Annotated in this window: 11 protein-coding genes; 3 read left to right on the top strand and 8 right to left on the bottom strand. The window is 72.1% G+C overall.

Translation table 11 applies throughout. The features are described 5' to 3' along the window. Positions 1–154: 154 nt before the first annotated feature. A complete protein-coding gene (locus ACJ9NR_RS26000; protein WP_412493339.1) occupies positions 155–595 on the bottom strand; it encodes an MGMT family protein in 441 nt (146 codons plus the stop codon). Positions 596–780: 185 nt separating this feature from the next. Here ACJ9NR_RS26000 and ACJ9NR_RS25995 point away from each other — a divergent pair, with 185 nt between their 5' ends. The 3 genes from ACJ9NR_RS25995 to ACJ9NR_RS25985 all read left to right on the top strand — a co-directional run bounded on the left by ACJ9NR_RS25995 (position 781) and on the right by ACJ9NR_RS25985 (position 6,963). Continuing rightward, complete coding sequence (locus ACJ9NR_RS25995) at positions 781–3,558, top strand: lysylphosphatidylglycerol synthase transmembrane domain-containing protein (protein ID WP_412493338.1); 2,778 nt, start codon at positions 781–783, stop codon at positions 3,556–3,558. 167 nt (positions 3,559–3,725) lie between these two features. Continuing rightward, positions 3,726–5,273, top strand: coding sequence for an alpha/beta hydrolase (locus ACJ9NR_RS25990; protein WP_412493337.1), 1,548 nt, complete (start codon positions 3,726–3,728; stop codon positions 5,271–5,273). Between the two features lie 136 nt (positions 5,274–5,409). Continuing rightward, positions 5,410–6,963 (top strand): alpha/beta hydrolase, encoded by a 1,554-nt coding sequence (locus ACJ9NR_RS25985; protein ID WP_412493336.1) that lies wholly within the window; start codon positions 5,410–5,412, stop codon positions 6,961–6,963. 80 nt (positions 6,964–7,043) lie between these two features. Here ACJ9NR_RS25985 and moeZ read toward each other — a convergent pair whose 3' ends face one another. The 7 genes from moeZ to ACJ9NR_RS25950 form a co-directional block, all read right to left on the bottom strand. Then, complete coding sequence (moeZ, locus tag ACJ9NR_RS25980; protein ID WP_412493335.1) at positions 7,044–8,222, bottom strand: adenylyltransferase/sulfurtransferase MoeZ; 1,179 nt, start codon at positions 8,220–8,222, stop codon at positions 7,044–7,046. 63 nt (positions 8,223–8,285) lie between these two features. Further along, positions 8,286–9,035 (bottom strand): spherulation-specific family 4 protein, encoded by a 750-nt coding sequence (locus ACJ9NR_RS25975; RefSeq protein ID WP_412493334.1) that lies wholly within the window; start codon positions 9,033–9,035, stop codon positions 8,286–8,288. Beyond that, the gene (locus tag ACJ9NR_RS25970) at positions 9,023–9,982 is read right to left on the bottom strand and encodes an NAD-dependent epimerase/dehydratase family protein (protein WP_393865957.1); all 960 of its coding nucleotides are present in this window, start codon (positions 9,980–9,982) and stop codon (positions 9,023–9,025) included. Before ACJ9NR_RS25970 ends, ACJ9NR_RS25975 begins: the two co-directional genes overlap by 13 nt. Positions 9,983–10,157: 175 nt before the next feature. After that, positions 10,158–11,672 (bottom strand): hypothetical protein, encoded by a 1,515-nt coding sequence (locus ACJ9NR_RS25965; protein WP_412493333.1) that lies wholly within the window; start codon positions 11,670–11,672, stop codon positions 10,158–10,160. Then, positions 11,669–13,384 carry a DUF3492 domain-containing protein gene (locus ACJ9NR_RS25960; RefSeq protein ID WP_412493332.1) on the bottom strand — a complete coding sequence of 572 codons (1,716 nt, stop codon included), beginning with the start codon at positions 13,382–13,384 and terminating at the stop codon, positions 11,669–11,671. The genes ACJ9NR_RS25965 and ACJ9NR_RS25960 overlap by 4 nt, the downstream gene beginning before the upstream one ends. Positions 13,385–13,654: 270 nt before the next feature. Next, entirely contained in the window at positions 13,655–15,109 is a 1,455-nt protein-coding gene (locus tag ACJ9NR_RS25955; RefSeq protein WP_412493331.1) for a DUF3152 domain-containing protein, read from the bottom strand. Between the two features lie 8 nt (positions 15,110–15,117). Then, positions 15,118–16,191, bottom strand: a complete 1,074-nt coding sequence (locus tag ACJ9NR_RS25950) for an alpha/beta fold hydrolase (RefSeq protein ID WP_412493330.1) — start codon at positions 16,189–16,191, stop codon at positions 15,118–15,120. Positions 16,192–16,266 lie beyond the last annotated feature (75 nt).

Below are 16,266 nucleotides of genomic sequence, written 5' to 3'. Positions count from 1 at the left end.
GGAAGGCGCGGAAGGAGGGCTTCCTCTTCTTCCCTGTCGGCACGCGCGACCCACGCACCCCTCCACCCACGAACGTACGTCATGCCACAAACGTCCCTCGCTTCCCCCGTACGGATCACGGGTCGCACGCGAGCCCGTCGTATGGCGGAAGCTGTCAGGTGTGACCCTCCGCGCGTCCGCCGCCGTCCCACCGCGCCCGTGTCATGTCGAGGCGCGGCAGGTGGCCCTCCGCGGCCCTGCCCGCCTCTTTCAGGGGCGTGCCCTCGGTACGGTAGTGGTCGAGGGCCCGCAGTTCGTGGCCCGGCAGCAGCACCCCGTCCGCGCGCACGACGCGCCACCACGGAACGGCTCCCCCGTAGAGGGCCATCACCCGGCCGACCTGGCGGGGACCTCCCATCCGTCTCCCCCCACCACCCTCACCGCAGAGCGCCGCGCGCTCGCCCTCCTCATGCTCCAGCCACTCGGCGACGTCCCCGTACGTCATGACGCGTCCCGGCGGGATCAGTTCGGCGACCTCCAGGACGCGCTCGGCGTAATCCGGGAGCGCGTCCGGTGGCTCCGGGCGGGCGTCGGGCGGAAGGCTCTGCTCGCTCATCCGGCTCATCCTGCCTCATGCCACCGACAGTGCGGCGTCCCCACGAGCGTGCCTACGTCTCGCCCCGGGACGGCGCTTCCGGCAGACTGTGCGGCCCGCATGTGCACCCTGATACCCCCGCGTGTCGGTGGGGCATGCCACCATCGTGCGGGCGGTGACCGGTGATACGAGATCAAGAAGAGACGATGAAGCAGCAGGGTGCGCACCCAGAGGACGCGGAGAGCACCTCTGACGCTTCGTCGCGCCCGGACGGCGCCGCCTCCCAAACCGGTGGCGGCACGACCGCCCGGGAGGGCAGGGCCACCGCGCCGAAGGACCCGAACAAGGGCGACAAGAGCGGGGACGAGTTCCTCGACGAGGTGCACATCGACGAGGTGGAGGGCGACGAACCGCTGCTCCCCGCGCGCGTGCACCGCCCGTCGGATCTGATGCGCCTGATGGTGGGCGTGCTGGCGGTCGCCGTCCTGCTCGCGATCGCCGCCTTCGCGCACGGCACCACCTCGGGTCTCGAACAGGACATCAACAAGGGCACCGGACAGGCGCCCGACCTGCTCATCAGGTTCGCGGGTCTGGCCTCCAGCATCGCCATCCTGCTGGTGCCGGTCGCCTTCGCGATCGAGCGGCTGATCAAGCGGGACGGGCTGCGCATCGCCGACGGCGTGCTCGCGGCGGTCCTCGCCCACGGAGTGACGCTCGCCACGGACCTGTGGGTCGCGAAGGCCGCCCCCGGCTCCATCCAGGAGGCGCTCACCCAGCCCTCGCCCGGTGACATCCACGCCCTCACGGACCCGGTGCACGGCTATCTCGCGCCGGTCATCGCGTACATGACGGCGGTCGGCATGTCCCGGCGGCCGCGCTGGCGCGCGGTGCTCTGGATCGTGCTGCTGCTCGACGCGTTCTCGATGCTGGTGACCGGCTACACGACACCGTTCTCCATCATCCTGACGGTGCTGATCGGCTGGACCGTGGCCTACGGGACGCTGTACGCGGTCGGCTCGCCCAACATCCGTCCGACGGGACGCACGCTGATGGCGGGCCTCCAGCACGTCGGTTTCCGCCCGGTGACCGCCTCGCGCGAGGAAGTGCCGGAGACACCGGAGACCGGCGACCGCGGCCGGCGCTACTTCGTCACCCTGGAGGACGGACCGCCGCTGGACGTGACGGTGGTCGACCGCGAGCAGCAGGCACAGGGCTTCTTCTACCGCGCGTGGCGCAATCTGACGCTGCGCGGCTTCGCCACGCGCAGCAGCCTGCAGTCGCTGCGCCAGGCGCTGGAACAGGAGGCCCTGCTGGCGTACGCGGCGATCGCCGCCGGCGCCAACGCGCCGAAGCTGATCGCGACCTCGGAACTCGGCCCCGACGCCGTGATGCTCGTCTACGAGCACACGGGCGGTCGCACCCTGGACAACCTGTCCGACGAGGAGATCACCGACGAACTGCTGCGCGACACCTGGCACCAGGTACGGGCCCTGCAGTCACGGCGCATCGCACACCGCAGGCTGGTGGGCGACGCGGTTCTGGTGGATCGTTCCGGCACGGTGATCATCACCGATCTGCGCGGCGGCGAGATCGCGGCCGGTGACCTGCTGCTGCGCATGGACGTCTCTCAGCTCCTGGTGACGCTGGGGCTGCGGGTGGGCGCCGAGCGCGCGGTGGCGTCGGCGGTCGAGGTGCTCGGCCCGGACGCCGTCGCCGACTGCCTGCCGATGCTCCAGCCCATCGCGCTCAGCCGCACCTCGCGCGCGACCCTGCGCAGACTGGCCCGTGAGCGGGCCGAGCGCGAGCGCGAGGCGGTCCTGGAGGCTTCCCGGCAGGTCAGGCAGGCCAGGCTGGAGGAGGGCGCCGAGGACGGCGAGGCCGTGGCCGCACCCGAAAAGCCCGACAAGAAGGCCGTGCGCGCGGAACAGCGGGCCGAGAAGCGGGCTCTCGACGAGGCTCTGGACGAGGCACGCGAGGAGGATCTGCTGGCCCAGATCCGGCACCAGGTGCTGCTGATCAGGCCGCAGGCGCCGGTCGAGCCCGCCCGCCTCGAGCGGGTGCGGCCGCGCACCTTGATCAGCTTCATCGCCGGCGCCATCGGCGCCTACTTCCTGCTGACCCAGCTCACCCACATCGAGTTCGGCCCCCTGGTCGCGAACGCGCAGTGGGGCTGGGTGCTGGCGGCCGTGGCGTTCTCGGCGTGCAGCTACTTCGCGGCGGCGATGGCGCTGCTGGGGTTCGTGCCCGAGCGGGTGCCGTTCCTGCGGGCCGTGGCGGCGCAGGTCGCCGGGTCGTTCGTCAAGATCGTCGCGCCCGCCGCGGTGGGTGGCGTCGCCCTCAACACACGCTTCCTGCAGCGCTCGGGGGTGCGCCCGGGGCTCGCCGTGGCGAGTGTCGGCGGCTCTCAGCTCTTCGGTCTGGGCTGCCACATCCTGATGCTGCTGTCGTTCGGCTACCTGACCGGCACCGAGAAGACGCCGTCGCTGTCGCCGTCCAGGACGGTCATCGCCGGCCTGCTGACCGTGGCGGTGCTCGTGCTGGTGGTCACCTCGGTGCCGTTCCTGCGGAAATTCGTCGTCACGCGCGTGCGGTCGCTGTTCGCCGGTGTGGTGCCGCGCATGCTGGACGTGCTGCAGCGGCCGCAGAAGCTCGTCAGCGGCATCGGCGGCACCCTGCTGCTGACCGCGTGCTTCGTGATGTGCCTGGACGCCTCGATCCGCGCCTTCGGCACCGAGGGGACCAACCTCAGCATCGCCAGCGTCGCCGTCGTCTTCCTCGCCGGCAACGCGCTCGGATCCGCGGCCCCGACCCCGGGCGGCGTGGGCGCGGTGGAGGCGACCCTGACGGTCGGTCTGATCGCCGTGGGCCTGCCCAAGGAGGTCGCGGCGCCGGCGGTCCTGCTGTTCCGGCTGCTGACCCTGTGGCTGCCGGTGCTGCCGGGCTGGCTGGCCTTCAACCACCTCACGCGCAAGGGCTCGCTCTAGCACGACCGCCTCTCTTACGACCGCCTCTCTACCACCGCCTCTGGTACGACCGTTGTGTGTACAACGGCTCCTCGTACGACCGCTTCTCGTACGGTGGCTGCACGCGCGCGTACCTCGTACGGCCCGTGTCCCGAGCGCCGCGCCGCGCGCCGCAGCAGGATGGGAGCATGCCGAAGCCGTCCCGCCTGCGCGCCGTCGCCGTGACCACCTCCGCCGTGCTGCTGTGCTCCGCGCCCATGGCCTGCAGCGACGACGGCTCCGGCGGCGGGGATCTGTCGGCCCAGAAGCTCGACTGGAAGGACTGCCCGGCGCCGTCCACCGCGGAGGGCGGCGGTGACACGCCCTCCCCTCTGCCGCACGGCGGTACCTGGCAGTGCGCCACCATGAAGGCGCCCCTGGACTGGAGCAAGCCCAAGGGCGACACGATCGGTATCGCGCTGATCCGGGCGAGGGCGAGCGGCCCGAAGAGCGAGCGCATCGGCTCGCTGGTCTTCAACTTCGGCGGGCCGGGCGGCTCCGGCGTCAGCACGCTGCCCTCCTTCGGACAGGACTACGCGGCCCTGCGCACCCGCTACGACCTGGTCAGCTTCGACCCACGCGGGGTCGGCCGCAGCGCTCCCGTGAAGTGCGAGGACGACCAGCAGCTCGACGTGTACTTCCAGCAGGACGCGACCCCGGACGACGCCCGTGAGCGCACCGACTACGTGGACGGCACCAAGGAGTTCAACGCGGCCTGCGAGAAGAACTCCGCGAAGGTACTGCCGCACGTGCGCACCACCGACGCGGCCCGCGACATGGACCTGATGCGCCAGGTCCTCGGTGACGACAAGCTGTACTACTTCGGCATCTCGTACGGCACCGAACTCGGCGGTGTCTACGCCCACCTGTTCCCGAAGAAGGTGGGCCGCGCCGTCTTCGACGCGGTCGTCGACCCGACGCAGGACGCCGAGCAGAGCTCGCTCGGTCAGGCGAAGGGCTTCCAGCTCGCGCTCGACAACTTCGCCGAGGACTGCACATCGAAGACCACTCGCTGCCCGATCGGCGACACCGCGCAGGACGTGAAGAACCGTATCGCCACACTGCTCAAGGACCTGGACGGCAAGCCCATCCCCGGTATCTTCCCCCGCCGGCTCACCCAGACCGCCGCGACCAACGGCATCGCGCAGGCGCTGTACTCGAAGGACTTCTGGCAGTACCTCACCGAGGGCCTGGCCCAGGCCTACCAGGGCGACGGCAGGATCCTGCTGGCCCTGTCCGACTCGCTGAACGGACGCAACGAGAACGGCGAGTACAGCAACATCGCCGCCGCCAACGTCGCCATCAACTGCGCGGACGACAAGGCCCGCTACGGCCCCGGCTTCGTGCAGCGGAAACTGCCCGAGTTCCGGTCGGCCTCGCCGCTGTTCGGCGACTTCCTGGCCTGGTCCATGGTCAGCTGCACCGGCTGGGCCGTTCCGGGTGCCGCCGACCACCCCGACGTGAGCGCGCCGGGCGCGGCGCCGATCCTCGTCGTGGGCAACACCGGCGACCCGGCCACGCCGTACGAGGGCGCGAAGAAGATGGTGGACTCGCTCGGTCGGGGTGTCGGCGTCGAGCTGACGTACAAGGGGCAGGGGCACGGTGCGTACGACAGCAAGAACAAGTGCGTGCAGTCCGCGGTCAATGGCTATCTGCTGGACGGCAGGCTGCCCAAGGCCGGGACCGTCTGCTCCTGACAGCCGGCAGACAGCGGGTAAACCGGCAGGTCAGAAGGTTATCCACAGGCTGCGGCAGGTCCGGCTTGATCCGCCTACTATGGCCTGACCGCCGTTTGCTGCACGACGCCGACGGCCTGTGATGGGGGGAAGGCGCATGGCACGACTCGTACGGTGGGCCGCTCTGGGCACCGCCGCGGCGCTCCTGGCGGGCGGCTGCAGTGGCTCGTCGTCCGGCGACGGCAAGAGCGGTGAGAGGTCGAGCCCGGCCCCGTCGTCACCGTCCCGTTCCTCCGGGACGACAGCCGCGCTGCCCTCCTCACTGACCGGGCAGAAGCTCGCCTGGGGCCGCTGCAAGGCCACCTCCGACTCCCCCGCGCCGGGCAGCGACTGGCAGTGCGCGACGCTCAAGACGCCCCTGGACTGGTCGAAACCCGAGGGCGAGACCATCGACCTCGCCCTCATCCGCGCCAAGGCCGACGGCGGCAAGCGCATCGGCTCGCTGCTGTTCAACTTCGGCGGGCCAGGCGGCTCGGGCGTGTCCATGATGCCCACCTACGCCTCCACGGTGTCCGCGCTGCGCGAGCACTACGACCTGGTGAGCTGGGACCCCCGCGGGGTGGCCGCCAGTGAGGGCGTGCGCTGCCGCAGCGACAAGGACATCCAGGCCGCCGAGGACGTGGACGCCACTCCGGACACCCCGGCGGAGGAGAAGGCGTACTTCCAGGACGCCGCGGACTTCGGCCAGGGCTGCAAGAAGGCCGCCGGGAAGCTGCTGGCCCATGTGTCGACGACGGACACCGCCCGCGACATGGACCTGATGCGCCAGGTGCTGGGCGACACCAAGATGCACTACTTCGGCATCTCGTACGGCACCGAACTCGGCGGTGTCTACGCCCACCTGTTCCCGAAGAAGGTGGGGAGGCTGATCCTCGACGCGGTCGTCGACCCGAGCGCCGACACCGTGGGCCAGGCGAAGAACCAGACCAGGGGCTTCCAGCGCGCCCTGGACGACTACCTGAAGTCGACCGGCCAGGACCCAAAGCAGGGCACCCGGAAGATCGCCGACCTGGTGAAGCGCCTCGACGCGAAGCCGCTGCCCACCTCCTCCGGACGGAAGCTGACGCAGACGCTCGCCCTCACCGGCATCGTCCTCCCCCTGTACAGCAAGGAGGGCTGGCCGACCCTGACCAGCGCCCTGGGCGCCGCGGAGCGGGGCGACGGTTCCGAGCTGCTCGCGCTCGCCGACGGCTACAACGAACGCGACGCTTCGGGGCACTACGCCACGACGACCCATTCACAACGGGTCATATCGTGCCTGGACGACAAGGAGCGGCCGACCGCCGAGGCGACGAAGAAGAGGCTCGCGGCGTTCGAGAAGATTTCGCCCGTGTTCGGGGACTTCCTCGGCTGGGACACGGCCGGCTGGTGCCACGACTGGCCGGTGGCCGGGCAGTTCGACACCCCGGAGGTGAGCGCGCCGGGCGCGGCGCCGATCCTCGTGGTCGGCAACACCGGCGACCCGGCGACGCCCTACGAGGGTGCCCGGAAGATGGCCGACGAGTTGGGCAAGGGCGTCGGCGTGGAGCTCACCTGGAAGGGCGAGGGGCACGGTGCGTACGGAAGCGGGAGCGACTGCGTCGACTCGACGGTGGACGCGTATCTGCTGAAGGGGACCGTGCCGAAGGACGGCAAGGTCTGCGCCTCGTAGCGGGAGCATCGGAAAGGGGCCCGGCACCCGCGGTGCCGAGCCCCTCCCGGAAGGTCATGCCTCTCGTGGACCGGCGTGGCCTAGTAGACCGGCTTGTCCGGCTCGATCTGGTTGACCCAGCCGATCACGCCTCCGCCAAGATGCACGGCGTCGGAGAAGCCCGCGGACTTCAGGACCGCAAGGACTTCCGCACTGCGGACACCCGTCTTGCAGTGCAGGACGATCTTCTTGTCCTGCGGGAGGCTCTCCAGGGCGGTGCCCATGAGGAACTCGTTCTTCGGGATCAGCCTGGCGCCCGGGATGCTGACGATCTCGTACTCGTTGATCTCGCGGACGTCGATGATGTCGATGTTCTCGCCATCGTCGATCCACTCCTTGAGCTGCTTGGGAGTGATCGTCGCGTCGGCGGCGGCCGCCTGGGCCTCCTCGGACACGACGCCGCAGAAGGCCTCGTAGTCGATGAGTTCGGTGACGGTCGGGTTCTCGCCGCAGACCGCGCAGTTGGGGTCCTTGCGGACCTTGACCTGGCGGTACTGCATCTCCAGGGCGTCGTAGATCATCAGGCGGCCGACCAGCGGCTCACCGATGCCGGCGAGGAGCTTGATGGCCTCGTTGACCTGGATGGAGCCGATGGACGCGCACAGCACGCCCAGCACGCCGCCCTCGGCGCAGGAGGGGACCATGCCCGGCGGCGGGGGCTCCGGGTAGAGGCAGCGGTAGCAGGGGCCGTGCTCGGACCAGAACACGGAGGCCTGGCCGTCGAAGCGGTAGATCGAACCCCACACGTACGGCTTGTTCAGCAGCACGCAGGCGTCGTTGACCAGGTAGCGCGTGGCGAAGTTGTCCGTGCCGTCGACGATCAGGTCGTACTGGCTGAAGATGTCCATCACGTTGTCGGCCTCGAGCCGCTCCTCGTGAAGGATCACGTTCACGTACGGGTTGATGCCCTTGACGGTGTCACGGGCGGACTCGGCCTTGGAGCGGCCGATGTCGGACTGGCTGTGGATGATCTGGCGCTGCAGGTTCGACTCGTCCACCTCGTCGAACTCCACGATGCCGAGGGTGCCGACGCCCGCGGCGGCCAGGTACATCAGCGCCGGCGAGCCCAGGCCGCCGGCGCCCACACAGAGCACCTTGGCATTCTTCAGCCGCTTCTGCCCGTCCATCCCCACGTCGGGGATGATCAGGTGGCGGGAGTACCTGCGGACCTCGTCTACGGTGAGCTCATCAGCCGGCTCGACCAGGGGTGGCAGCGACACGGGGACTCCGTTGGTCGGTCAATCACTACGGTTGTTCTCCCTGCAACACTGCCACGCCCTTTTTCATTCCGAGACACCCGTCCCGATCCGCGAGACGATTTCGTCCCAGTAACCGGGCATGGTCTCCCACGGGTCACTGCGGCCTCCCCGGTCCGTGCGGTCGGTGAAGTAGATCGTCGCGGCGCCCTGCCAGCGGGCGATGCGCAGCGCCTCCTCCAGGTGCGGCAGGGGCACTCCGTGGACGAAGTGGCAGAAGCGCTCGGGGGGATGGTCCGCCGTCCACTCCGCCACCTGCGACCAGCGGTAGTCGCTCCAGGGGCCGCAGAAGGTGACCAACTGGTCGGCGCACTCGAGGTAGCCGGGGTGCGGGTGGGTGCCGTGGCCGAGGACGATGTGAGCGCCTTCACAGATCGCGCGGAGCGTGGTGACGGTGCGGCGGATCTCGGAGAGCGAGACGCCATCGGTCGGACAGCGGTCCAGGAGGAAGCCGTCGACCTGGTACCAGTCGATGTGGCGATGCGCGTCGGAGACCACCTCGCCGAAGGTCCGGGCCCCGGACGGCGACTCCAGGTGCCCCAGGACCCGCACGCCCATGTTGCGCAGCCGTCCGGCCGCCTCCAGGCAGTGCGGATCAGGGCGGGCGCCGGGGCCGTCGGCCACGTTGAGCACGACCCAGTGCAAGGGGGTCCCCGGCCGGGTGAGTTCCCCCCATTCGGTGGGCGCGACAAGGGGGTGGGCGTAGCCGGGGACGCCGAACCCGGTACGGACGTCGGTGCTCGTGCTGCCCGCTCTGGTGCTGGTCACATACGGCATGCCGCCTCCATCCAGATGTCGGCGAGGGACTCCTCGAGGTTGATCCTCGGCCGCCAGCCGAGCCGGTCGCGCGCGGTGCGCACATCGGCCTGCTGCCAGCTGCCGCAACCGTCCGGGTACGGGTACGCCATCGGCGCCGCGTGGTCCGGGTCGGATCGCTGGTGGCCGACCGTCGGCCGCAGCGGGCCGGGCGGGCCGTCGAGTTCGTGGAGGGCGCCGCCGTATCCGGCCACCCGGGCGAGCACGGCGGCGGCGTCGCGCAGCCGCACGGCGCGGCCCGAGCCGATGTTGATGACGCCCTGCGCGGCGGAGAGGGAGGCGGCGTGCACCGCACGGGCGACGTCACGTACGTCGACGAAGTCGCGCTGGACGCCGAGACCGCCGAGCTTGAGTTCGCCGTCGCCGGACTGCATGGCGCGGCGCATGGCTTCGGCGAGACGTCCGAGCGGTGAGCCGGCGGGGGTGCCCGGACCGGCCGGCGAGAAGACCCGCAGGACGACCGCGTCCAGGCCGGAGCCGAGGACGAGTTCGGTGGCGGCGAGCTTGCTCACACCGTACGGACCGCCGGGGCGGGGCACGGCGTCCTCGGCCGTGGACGAACCGGGCTGGCTGGGTCCGTACTCGGCGCTGCAGCCGATCTGCACCAGCCGGGCGTCGCAGCCGCTGCGGCGCAGGGCCTCGCAGACGGTGGCGACGGCGACGGTGTTGTGGCGGGTCAGATCGCGGGCGCCGCCCCGGGTGGCGCCGGCGCAGTTGATGACGACACCGGGGTGGACCGCGTCGAGGAAGCGGGTGAGGGCACCGGGGCTGCCGGACGCGAGGTCGAAACGGACGTCGGCGTCGTCGCCGCGGCCGAGCGCGGTGAGCTGGACGGCCGGGTCGGCGAGCAGGCGGTCGGCGACGAAGCGGCCGAGGTAGCCGTTGGCTCCGATCAGCAGGACTCTCATCGGGCGGCTCCCGGGGCCGAGGCGTCGGATCGGGAGGTGATCATCTCGGGTTCTCCTTCGGAGGGGGTGGAGCGGTTGCCTCGGGCGGCGGGTCCTGGCGCCTGCGGCAGGGTCGGGGCCGGCCGGGGCCGGCGTGCGGGCGACGTGCTCGGGCCCGCCGGGATCGGCTGCGGCGTCAGCACGGCCGGTCCGCGGGTGCGTGGGCCGAGGCCCGGGTGAGCGTGCGGGCCGCGTGGACCAGCAGGGCCAGCGCGGCCGCCGCGCAGGCGAGGGCCGGGACGCTGCCGGCGCCCCAGGCGTCCACGGCCGTCTCCACGGGGGTGGCGAGGAAGCCGCATCCGGGCAGACGGGCCGCGAAGACCGTGGCCAGGGCGGTCGCCTCGGCGGTCGCCGCGGCCGTGAGGACGAGGACGGGCGCGTGGCTGAAGCCGTGCGCGGTGAGGAGGCGGGCGAGGAACAGCAGGGCACCCAGGGTGACGGTCTGGGCGTAGGCCGCACTCTCGTCCAGGACCGCGCCGCACAGGGCGAGCAGAGCCGTCAGGGCGGACAGGAACAGGGCGAACGCGCCGAGCAGCAGCGGGCGCGCGGAGGCGGTGAACTCCTCCAGACCTCGGCTGGCGCTCAGTCTGCGGCGGGCGCACACGGCGAAGAGGCGGGCGCACCAGGCGGCTGGTGCGCAGGCCCAGGCGAGGGCCAGGACCGGGGCCGCGGCCAGGGTCCACGAACCGCCGGCACCGACGGTGGGCGGCCCGTCAGGGCCTCCGGTGACGGCCACACGGAGAAGACCGTCGCCGAGGAGGGCATAGACGATGAGCCAGTACGTCCAGATCCGGCTGCCCGGAGTGTGCTGCGTGGCCCCCGGTGGCCTGTGGTCCGCGGCGCCGAGAGGGCCGCGGGCGAGCGACGCGCGCAGGGCGAGGGCCACCGCGAGAACGCCTGCGGCGACCGCGATCGTTCGGGTCTGTCCGTGGGCGAGGCGGAGGGCGGTCACGGTCGCGGCGCACAGGGCTCCGGGCAGCAGCGTGAGCACGATCCAGGCGGTGCGCGCCCGCGGGGCCGTGAGCGCCGTGGAGCGCGGTGCCGTCTCCTCGTCGTGGGCGGCGCGCGCGTACATCTCCTCGGCGAGGGAGAACACGTCCCGGTGCCGGAAGCGGGTCGCCGTCCGGTCGGTGACGCCGTGGGCCTCCAGCCCCGCCGCGATCTCCAGGGGGTCCACCGCCCGTTCGCACAGCTCGCGGTGGCGGTGCATCAGCGTCTTCACCGGGTCGGCAGCGGTGCGCCGGGGTGCCGGCCGGCCGCGCTCGGCCTGCGGGCGGGCCCCGACGCCGCCGTCCGGTGCGCGGGGGCCGCCCGGCACTGCCGTGGCGTCCTGTGTGCCGGTGCCCTCCTGTGTACCGGTGCCGTCCCGTGTACCGGTGTCCCGTGTACCGGTGTCCCGTGTGCCGGTGCCGTCCCGTGTACCGGTGTCCCGTGTGCCGTCGCCGTCCCGTGTACCGGTGGCCTCCCGTGTACCGGTGTCCCGTGTGCCGTCGCCGTCCCGTGTACCGGTGGCCTCCCGTGTACCGGTGTCCCGTGTGCCGGTGCCGTCCAGGGGTCCGGTTTCCCCCGTCGCCCACTCATGGGAGCGCTCGTCCCACGCCTGCGCGGTGCTCGGCGCGCCGGGCCTGTCGAGTTCGCCGAGGCCGCTCATCGCGCCCCCTCCGCGGCCGGCGTGGCGGATCTGGCGCGGGCGGGGGTGTCCGTGGCCCAGACGGGGCCACCGCAGGCCACCACACGCGCTGCCGGGCCGGTCCAGCGGCCGGGGACATGGGCCTCGGCCGGGGCGGCGAAGGGCAGCGGTTCCCCGGTGTCGTCGAGGACCACCCGGCGCACCGGGGTGTGCGAGACGATCTCCAGGTAAATGCCGTGAAATGCCGTGGTGTTCTGCTCAACGGTGAACAGTTCGAGCGCCCGCGCGCGTGCGGCGGCACCCAGGCGCTCCCGGCGCTCGGGGTCGCGCAGCAGCGCCAGGCAGGCCTCGGCGAGCGCCCGCGGGTTGCGCGGCGGTACGACGAGCCCCGTGCCCCCGATGACCTCCACCACCGCGCCGACGTCCGTGGACACCGTGGCCCGGCCGCAGAGCATGGCCTCCACCAGGCTGATCGGAAAGCCCTCGACGACGCTGGAGAGCACGGTCACGCCGCCGGCGGCGTACGCCTCGGCGAGAGTGGGCAGCTCAGGGCCGCCGATCTCCTCGAAGGAGACGGGGTTGTCGCCGACGGCGTGCGGCCCTGCGGCCTCGTCGGGGAAGAGCTGCGCGGCCAGCGCCCTGCAGTGCCCGAGGTAGGCCTCGCCCTCGGGCCCGGTGGGCGCGCCCACGATCCGCAGCCGCGCCTTCGGCTGCTCCCTGCGCACCTCCGTGAAGGCGTGCAGCAGCGAGACCAGGTCCTTCGCGGGCTCGATCCGGCCCACCCAGACCAACGCGTCGGGGTCGGAGCTCTCGGCGGACTCGCCCACCTCGGCGAAGGGGCCGGCGTCCATGCCCGGGTAGACCGTGCGGAGTTTGGCGCGGTCGGCGCCGCAGCGCTCCTGCCAGCGGCGGGCGTGCGCGTTGCCGGGGGTGATGACCGCGGCCCGGTCGTAGATCTCGGTGGCGAGCCTGCCGTGGAAGGCGGCGAGCAGGGCGCGTACGGCGGGCGGCGCGTCCGTGGCGGCGAGGTAGTGCGTGCGCAGCCGCACGCCGTACTCGGTCACCAGCAGGGGTACGCCGTGGAAGTGGCGGGCGAGCAGTCCGGGCAGGGTGGCGGGTCCACCGGACGCGGCGTGGCACAGGTCGGCCGAGCCGAGCCCGTCGTCCTCCCCGTACCAGTCCAGCGACAAGGGGCGCAGGGCGCGTTCGAGGTGCGCCACGACCGCGAGCAGGTCCGGTACGCGCGCCTCACGTGCCGCCCGCAGGGCGCCCGGTGCGCGACAGGCGCGCTCCAGGGCGCGTACGGCGGTCTCCGAGCGGAGCGCTCCCACCAGGCCGCCGTCCTCGCGGGCGAGTTCGGCCAGCCCGTACAGCGCGTTGCCGAAACGGTCCGCCTCGGCGGCCGGGGTCTTCCCTGAAGCCCCGGCGGGGTCCCCGGTGTGCCCCGCGCACAGCGCGGCCGCCAACTCGCCGTAGCACTCGGCGAACCGCCGGCGCGCCCGTCGGCCGTGCCCGGTCCCGTCGTCCTGGGCCGTCCACATAGGCGCCGTACGCACCCGGCTGACCTGCGGCGGCAGCGGAACCCAGCCCTCACTCTCCTGCCGTTCGGTGCGGCTGAGCGCGTAGAGGTCGAACTCGTGCTGCCCGAGCCCGCGCACGAGCCGGTCGCACCAGAGCGTGGCGTCACCGCTCACATACGGATAGCCACCCTCCGTAAGCAGTCCGATGCGCACGAGCGCACCCCCGATCTCCCGTATGGGGAGCCGCCGTTGACCCGGCGGCTCGCAGCGGGACGAACGTATGCGGACAAGGCGGTGGTGCGACGGACGGTTGTCCGTCGCACCACCAAAAGGGGTGAACGGTCGTAACTTTCCTGTGCGGTTCGCGTTCGATCGCGCTAAGAGATCATGCAGTCACGTTCCGTCAGGGGTGGCGGCCGACGCCCGCGGCGCCGGGCATCTGCCCCTCGGGCGACGTGACTCGCGATACCCGCGATGCGCCGGTCAGCCCTTGGGGTAGGGCCAGGGGTTGGCCAGACAGTGGATCCCGTCGTGGTCGAGGAACTTGGTCTGCTGCTGCATCACGGGGGCGAGCTGGCCGTTCTTCGTGCAGTTGACATGGCCTCGGCCGAGCCGGTGACCCACCTCGTGGTTGATCAGCATCTGCCGGTAGGCGAGGATCCGGTCGCCGTAGGTCTTCGATCCCTGGGCCCATCGGTACGCGTTGATCATCACTCGCTCGGTGGCGGCCGAGTCGCAGGAGACGTTCTCCTCGTTGGTGTCGAGGCCGGACTTGGCGCACCACGTGGCGGTGGTCCCCGGGCTGGCGAGGGTGATCACGAAGTCGGGCTTGCCGGAGTCGACGCGCTCGAAGGTGCGCGCGCCGCCGTGGGCCCAGCTCCGGTCGTCGTTGAGCGTCGTCTGCACGGCCTGGGCGAAGAGTTCGCCGTCGAGTCCGAGCCCCTGCTCCACGTCCACCCGGTAGGTGTATTTGCGCCCTTTGCCGGGTGCCTTGGCGCGCCCGGGGACCGTCTCGAACTTCCCCGATCCCTTGAGCGTGGCGTTGAAGGCGTACTTCTTCCCCATCGCCTGCGCGTACGTCAGCGTCTCGGTGCTCGGTGAGGAGGACGGCGACGGCCCCGGGTCCCGTGCGTCCCGCGCCTGCCCGGTGGCCGACTGCGTTCCCACGGCACCGCCGTCGTGGCCGTTGGCGACCTGGCCGGCGACCACGACGGCCAGCACGGTGGTCACGGCGGCGGCCGCGACACCGGTGAACGTCCGCCCCTTGCCACCCCTGTCCTGAGCGGGCACACCGGTCGGCGGTGCGTCCTCGTCGGGGTCGGAGGGGATGCCGACGACCGGGCCGGGCTCCCAGTCGGTGACGGAGGCGTACGGGTCCGCGGCGTACGCGGACGCGCCGCCGCGGGGCGTGAAGACGTCGTCGTCCGCGTCGAAGGCGTCGACGTACTCCTGCCGCGGCCCACCGGGCGGCGCCGTGCGCTGGCCCGGAATGGCGGCCCGGGGCTGCCTCAACTCCCCCCATCCACCACCGGCTTCGCGCTGCTCGGGGTGGCCGCCGCGCACTGCGGGGGTGCCGTGGGCGGGCGTGCCGTCGACGGCGGCACGGGGGACGCCGTGCGCGGGCGTACCGTCAGGCAACCGCGGCACCCCACGCGCAGGCGTACCGTCAGGCAACCGCGGCACCCCACGCGCAGGCGTACCGTCAGGCAACCGCGGCACCCCACGCGCAGGCGTGCCATCAGGCAACCGCGGCACCCCACGCGCAGGCGTACCATCAGGCAACCGCGGCACCCCACGCGCAGGCGTACCGCCGGAAAACCCCGGCCCCCCGCCGGTGGGCGCGCCGTCCGGCCTCCCCTTCGATCCCCTCGCTCCGGAACTCGTTTCCTTGGCGTCGCCCTTCGCGGCAGCGACCCCGCGGCGGCTGTGGCGTCCCACGTCGGCCCTCAGCTCCCCGCGCTCTGGGACTCGGAGGTGGTTCCGCCGTCGCGGGCGGCAGTGCCGTGGCCGGAGCGGGAGGCTCCGCGCGCGCCGGCCGGCTTCCCCGGTGGGTGCCCACCCACCGACTCGCCCCGTTCCGCGAGGAGTTCCCGAAAGGCCCGGGCCACCGTCTCCGGGTACTCCATCATCGCCACGTGCCCCGCCTCAGGCAGGGTCAGCAGGCGCGAGTCGCGGAAGGCGCGGGCCGCCTTGCGGGCCATGCGGAAGCCGACGAGCTGGTCCCGGCCGCCGTAGACGAGGAGGGTCGGGGCGAGGACGCGCTCCGCCTGGCGCCACAGGCCGTGCTGGCCGCCCAGCGTGTACGCGTTGACGATGCCGCGCGCGGAACGCGTCATCGCGTCCCAGAGGTACGGCAGTTGCATCCGCCGTTCCATCTCCTCCACGGCGTTGCGGAAAGCCTCCGGCGAGACCCGGCCGGGATCGCCGTAACAGAGCGCCAGCACGCCGCGGACCCGCTCCTCCGCGGTCCATCCGGCGGTGAACCGGGTGAAGAGGCCGGCGACTCCCGGCAGCGCCAGCAGCGCCGTCGGCACCGCGCTGCGCTGCACGAGGATCTCCGGGAGCGCCGGCGACACCAGCGTCAGCGTCCGCACGAGGTCGGGCCGCAGCGCCGCGACGCGCGTGGTGACGGCACCGCCGAGCGAGTTGCCGAGCAGGTGCACGGGCCCGCGCCCGGACGCGTCGAGAAAACGGATCACCGAGCGCGCGTGCCCGGTGATCGAGTAGTCGCCGTCGTCCGGCGGCGGCGAGTCGCCGAAGCCGGGCAGGTCGAGGGCCTCACCGTCGACGACGCCCTCGAGCTCCTGCATCAGCGCCGACCAGTTCTGCGAGGAGCCGCCGAGCCCGTGAACGTAGAGAGCGGGTGGCAGTCCCTCCCTCCCCGGTGGTCTCGACCGCACCGTCAGCGTGATCCCCGGCAGCCCGACCGACCTGAGCCGCTCACCCTCCGCAACCCTGACGGGTGCCACCTTCGGGAGCACAGTGGTCGCCGGAACGGACGGCAGCTCGGTCGAAGACATGCGGCAATGTTACGAGACGATCACGTAGTGGCTCATGTGTTCGCCGTCACAGATTGCACGCCCTGGCCGTTTGCA

Source organism: Streptomyces sediminimaris (assembly GCF_047049295.1).
GTDB classification, from domain to species: Bacteria; Actinomycetota; Actinomycetes; order Streptomycetales; family Streptomycetaceae; genus Streptomyces; species Streptomyces sediminimaris.
The sequence above is the reverse complement of the archived record's forward strand: the minus strand, read 5'-3'. Positions and strand labels throughout refer to the sequence as shown.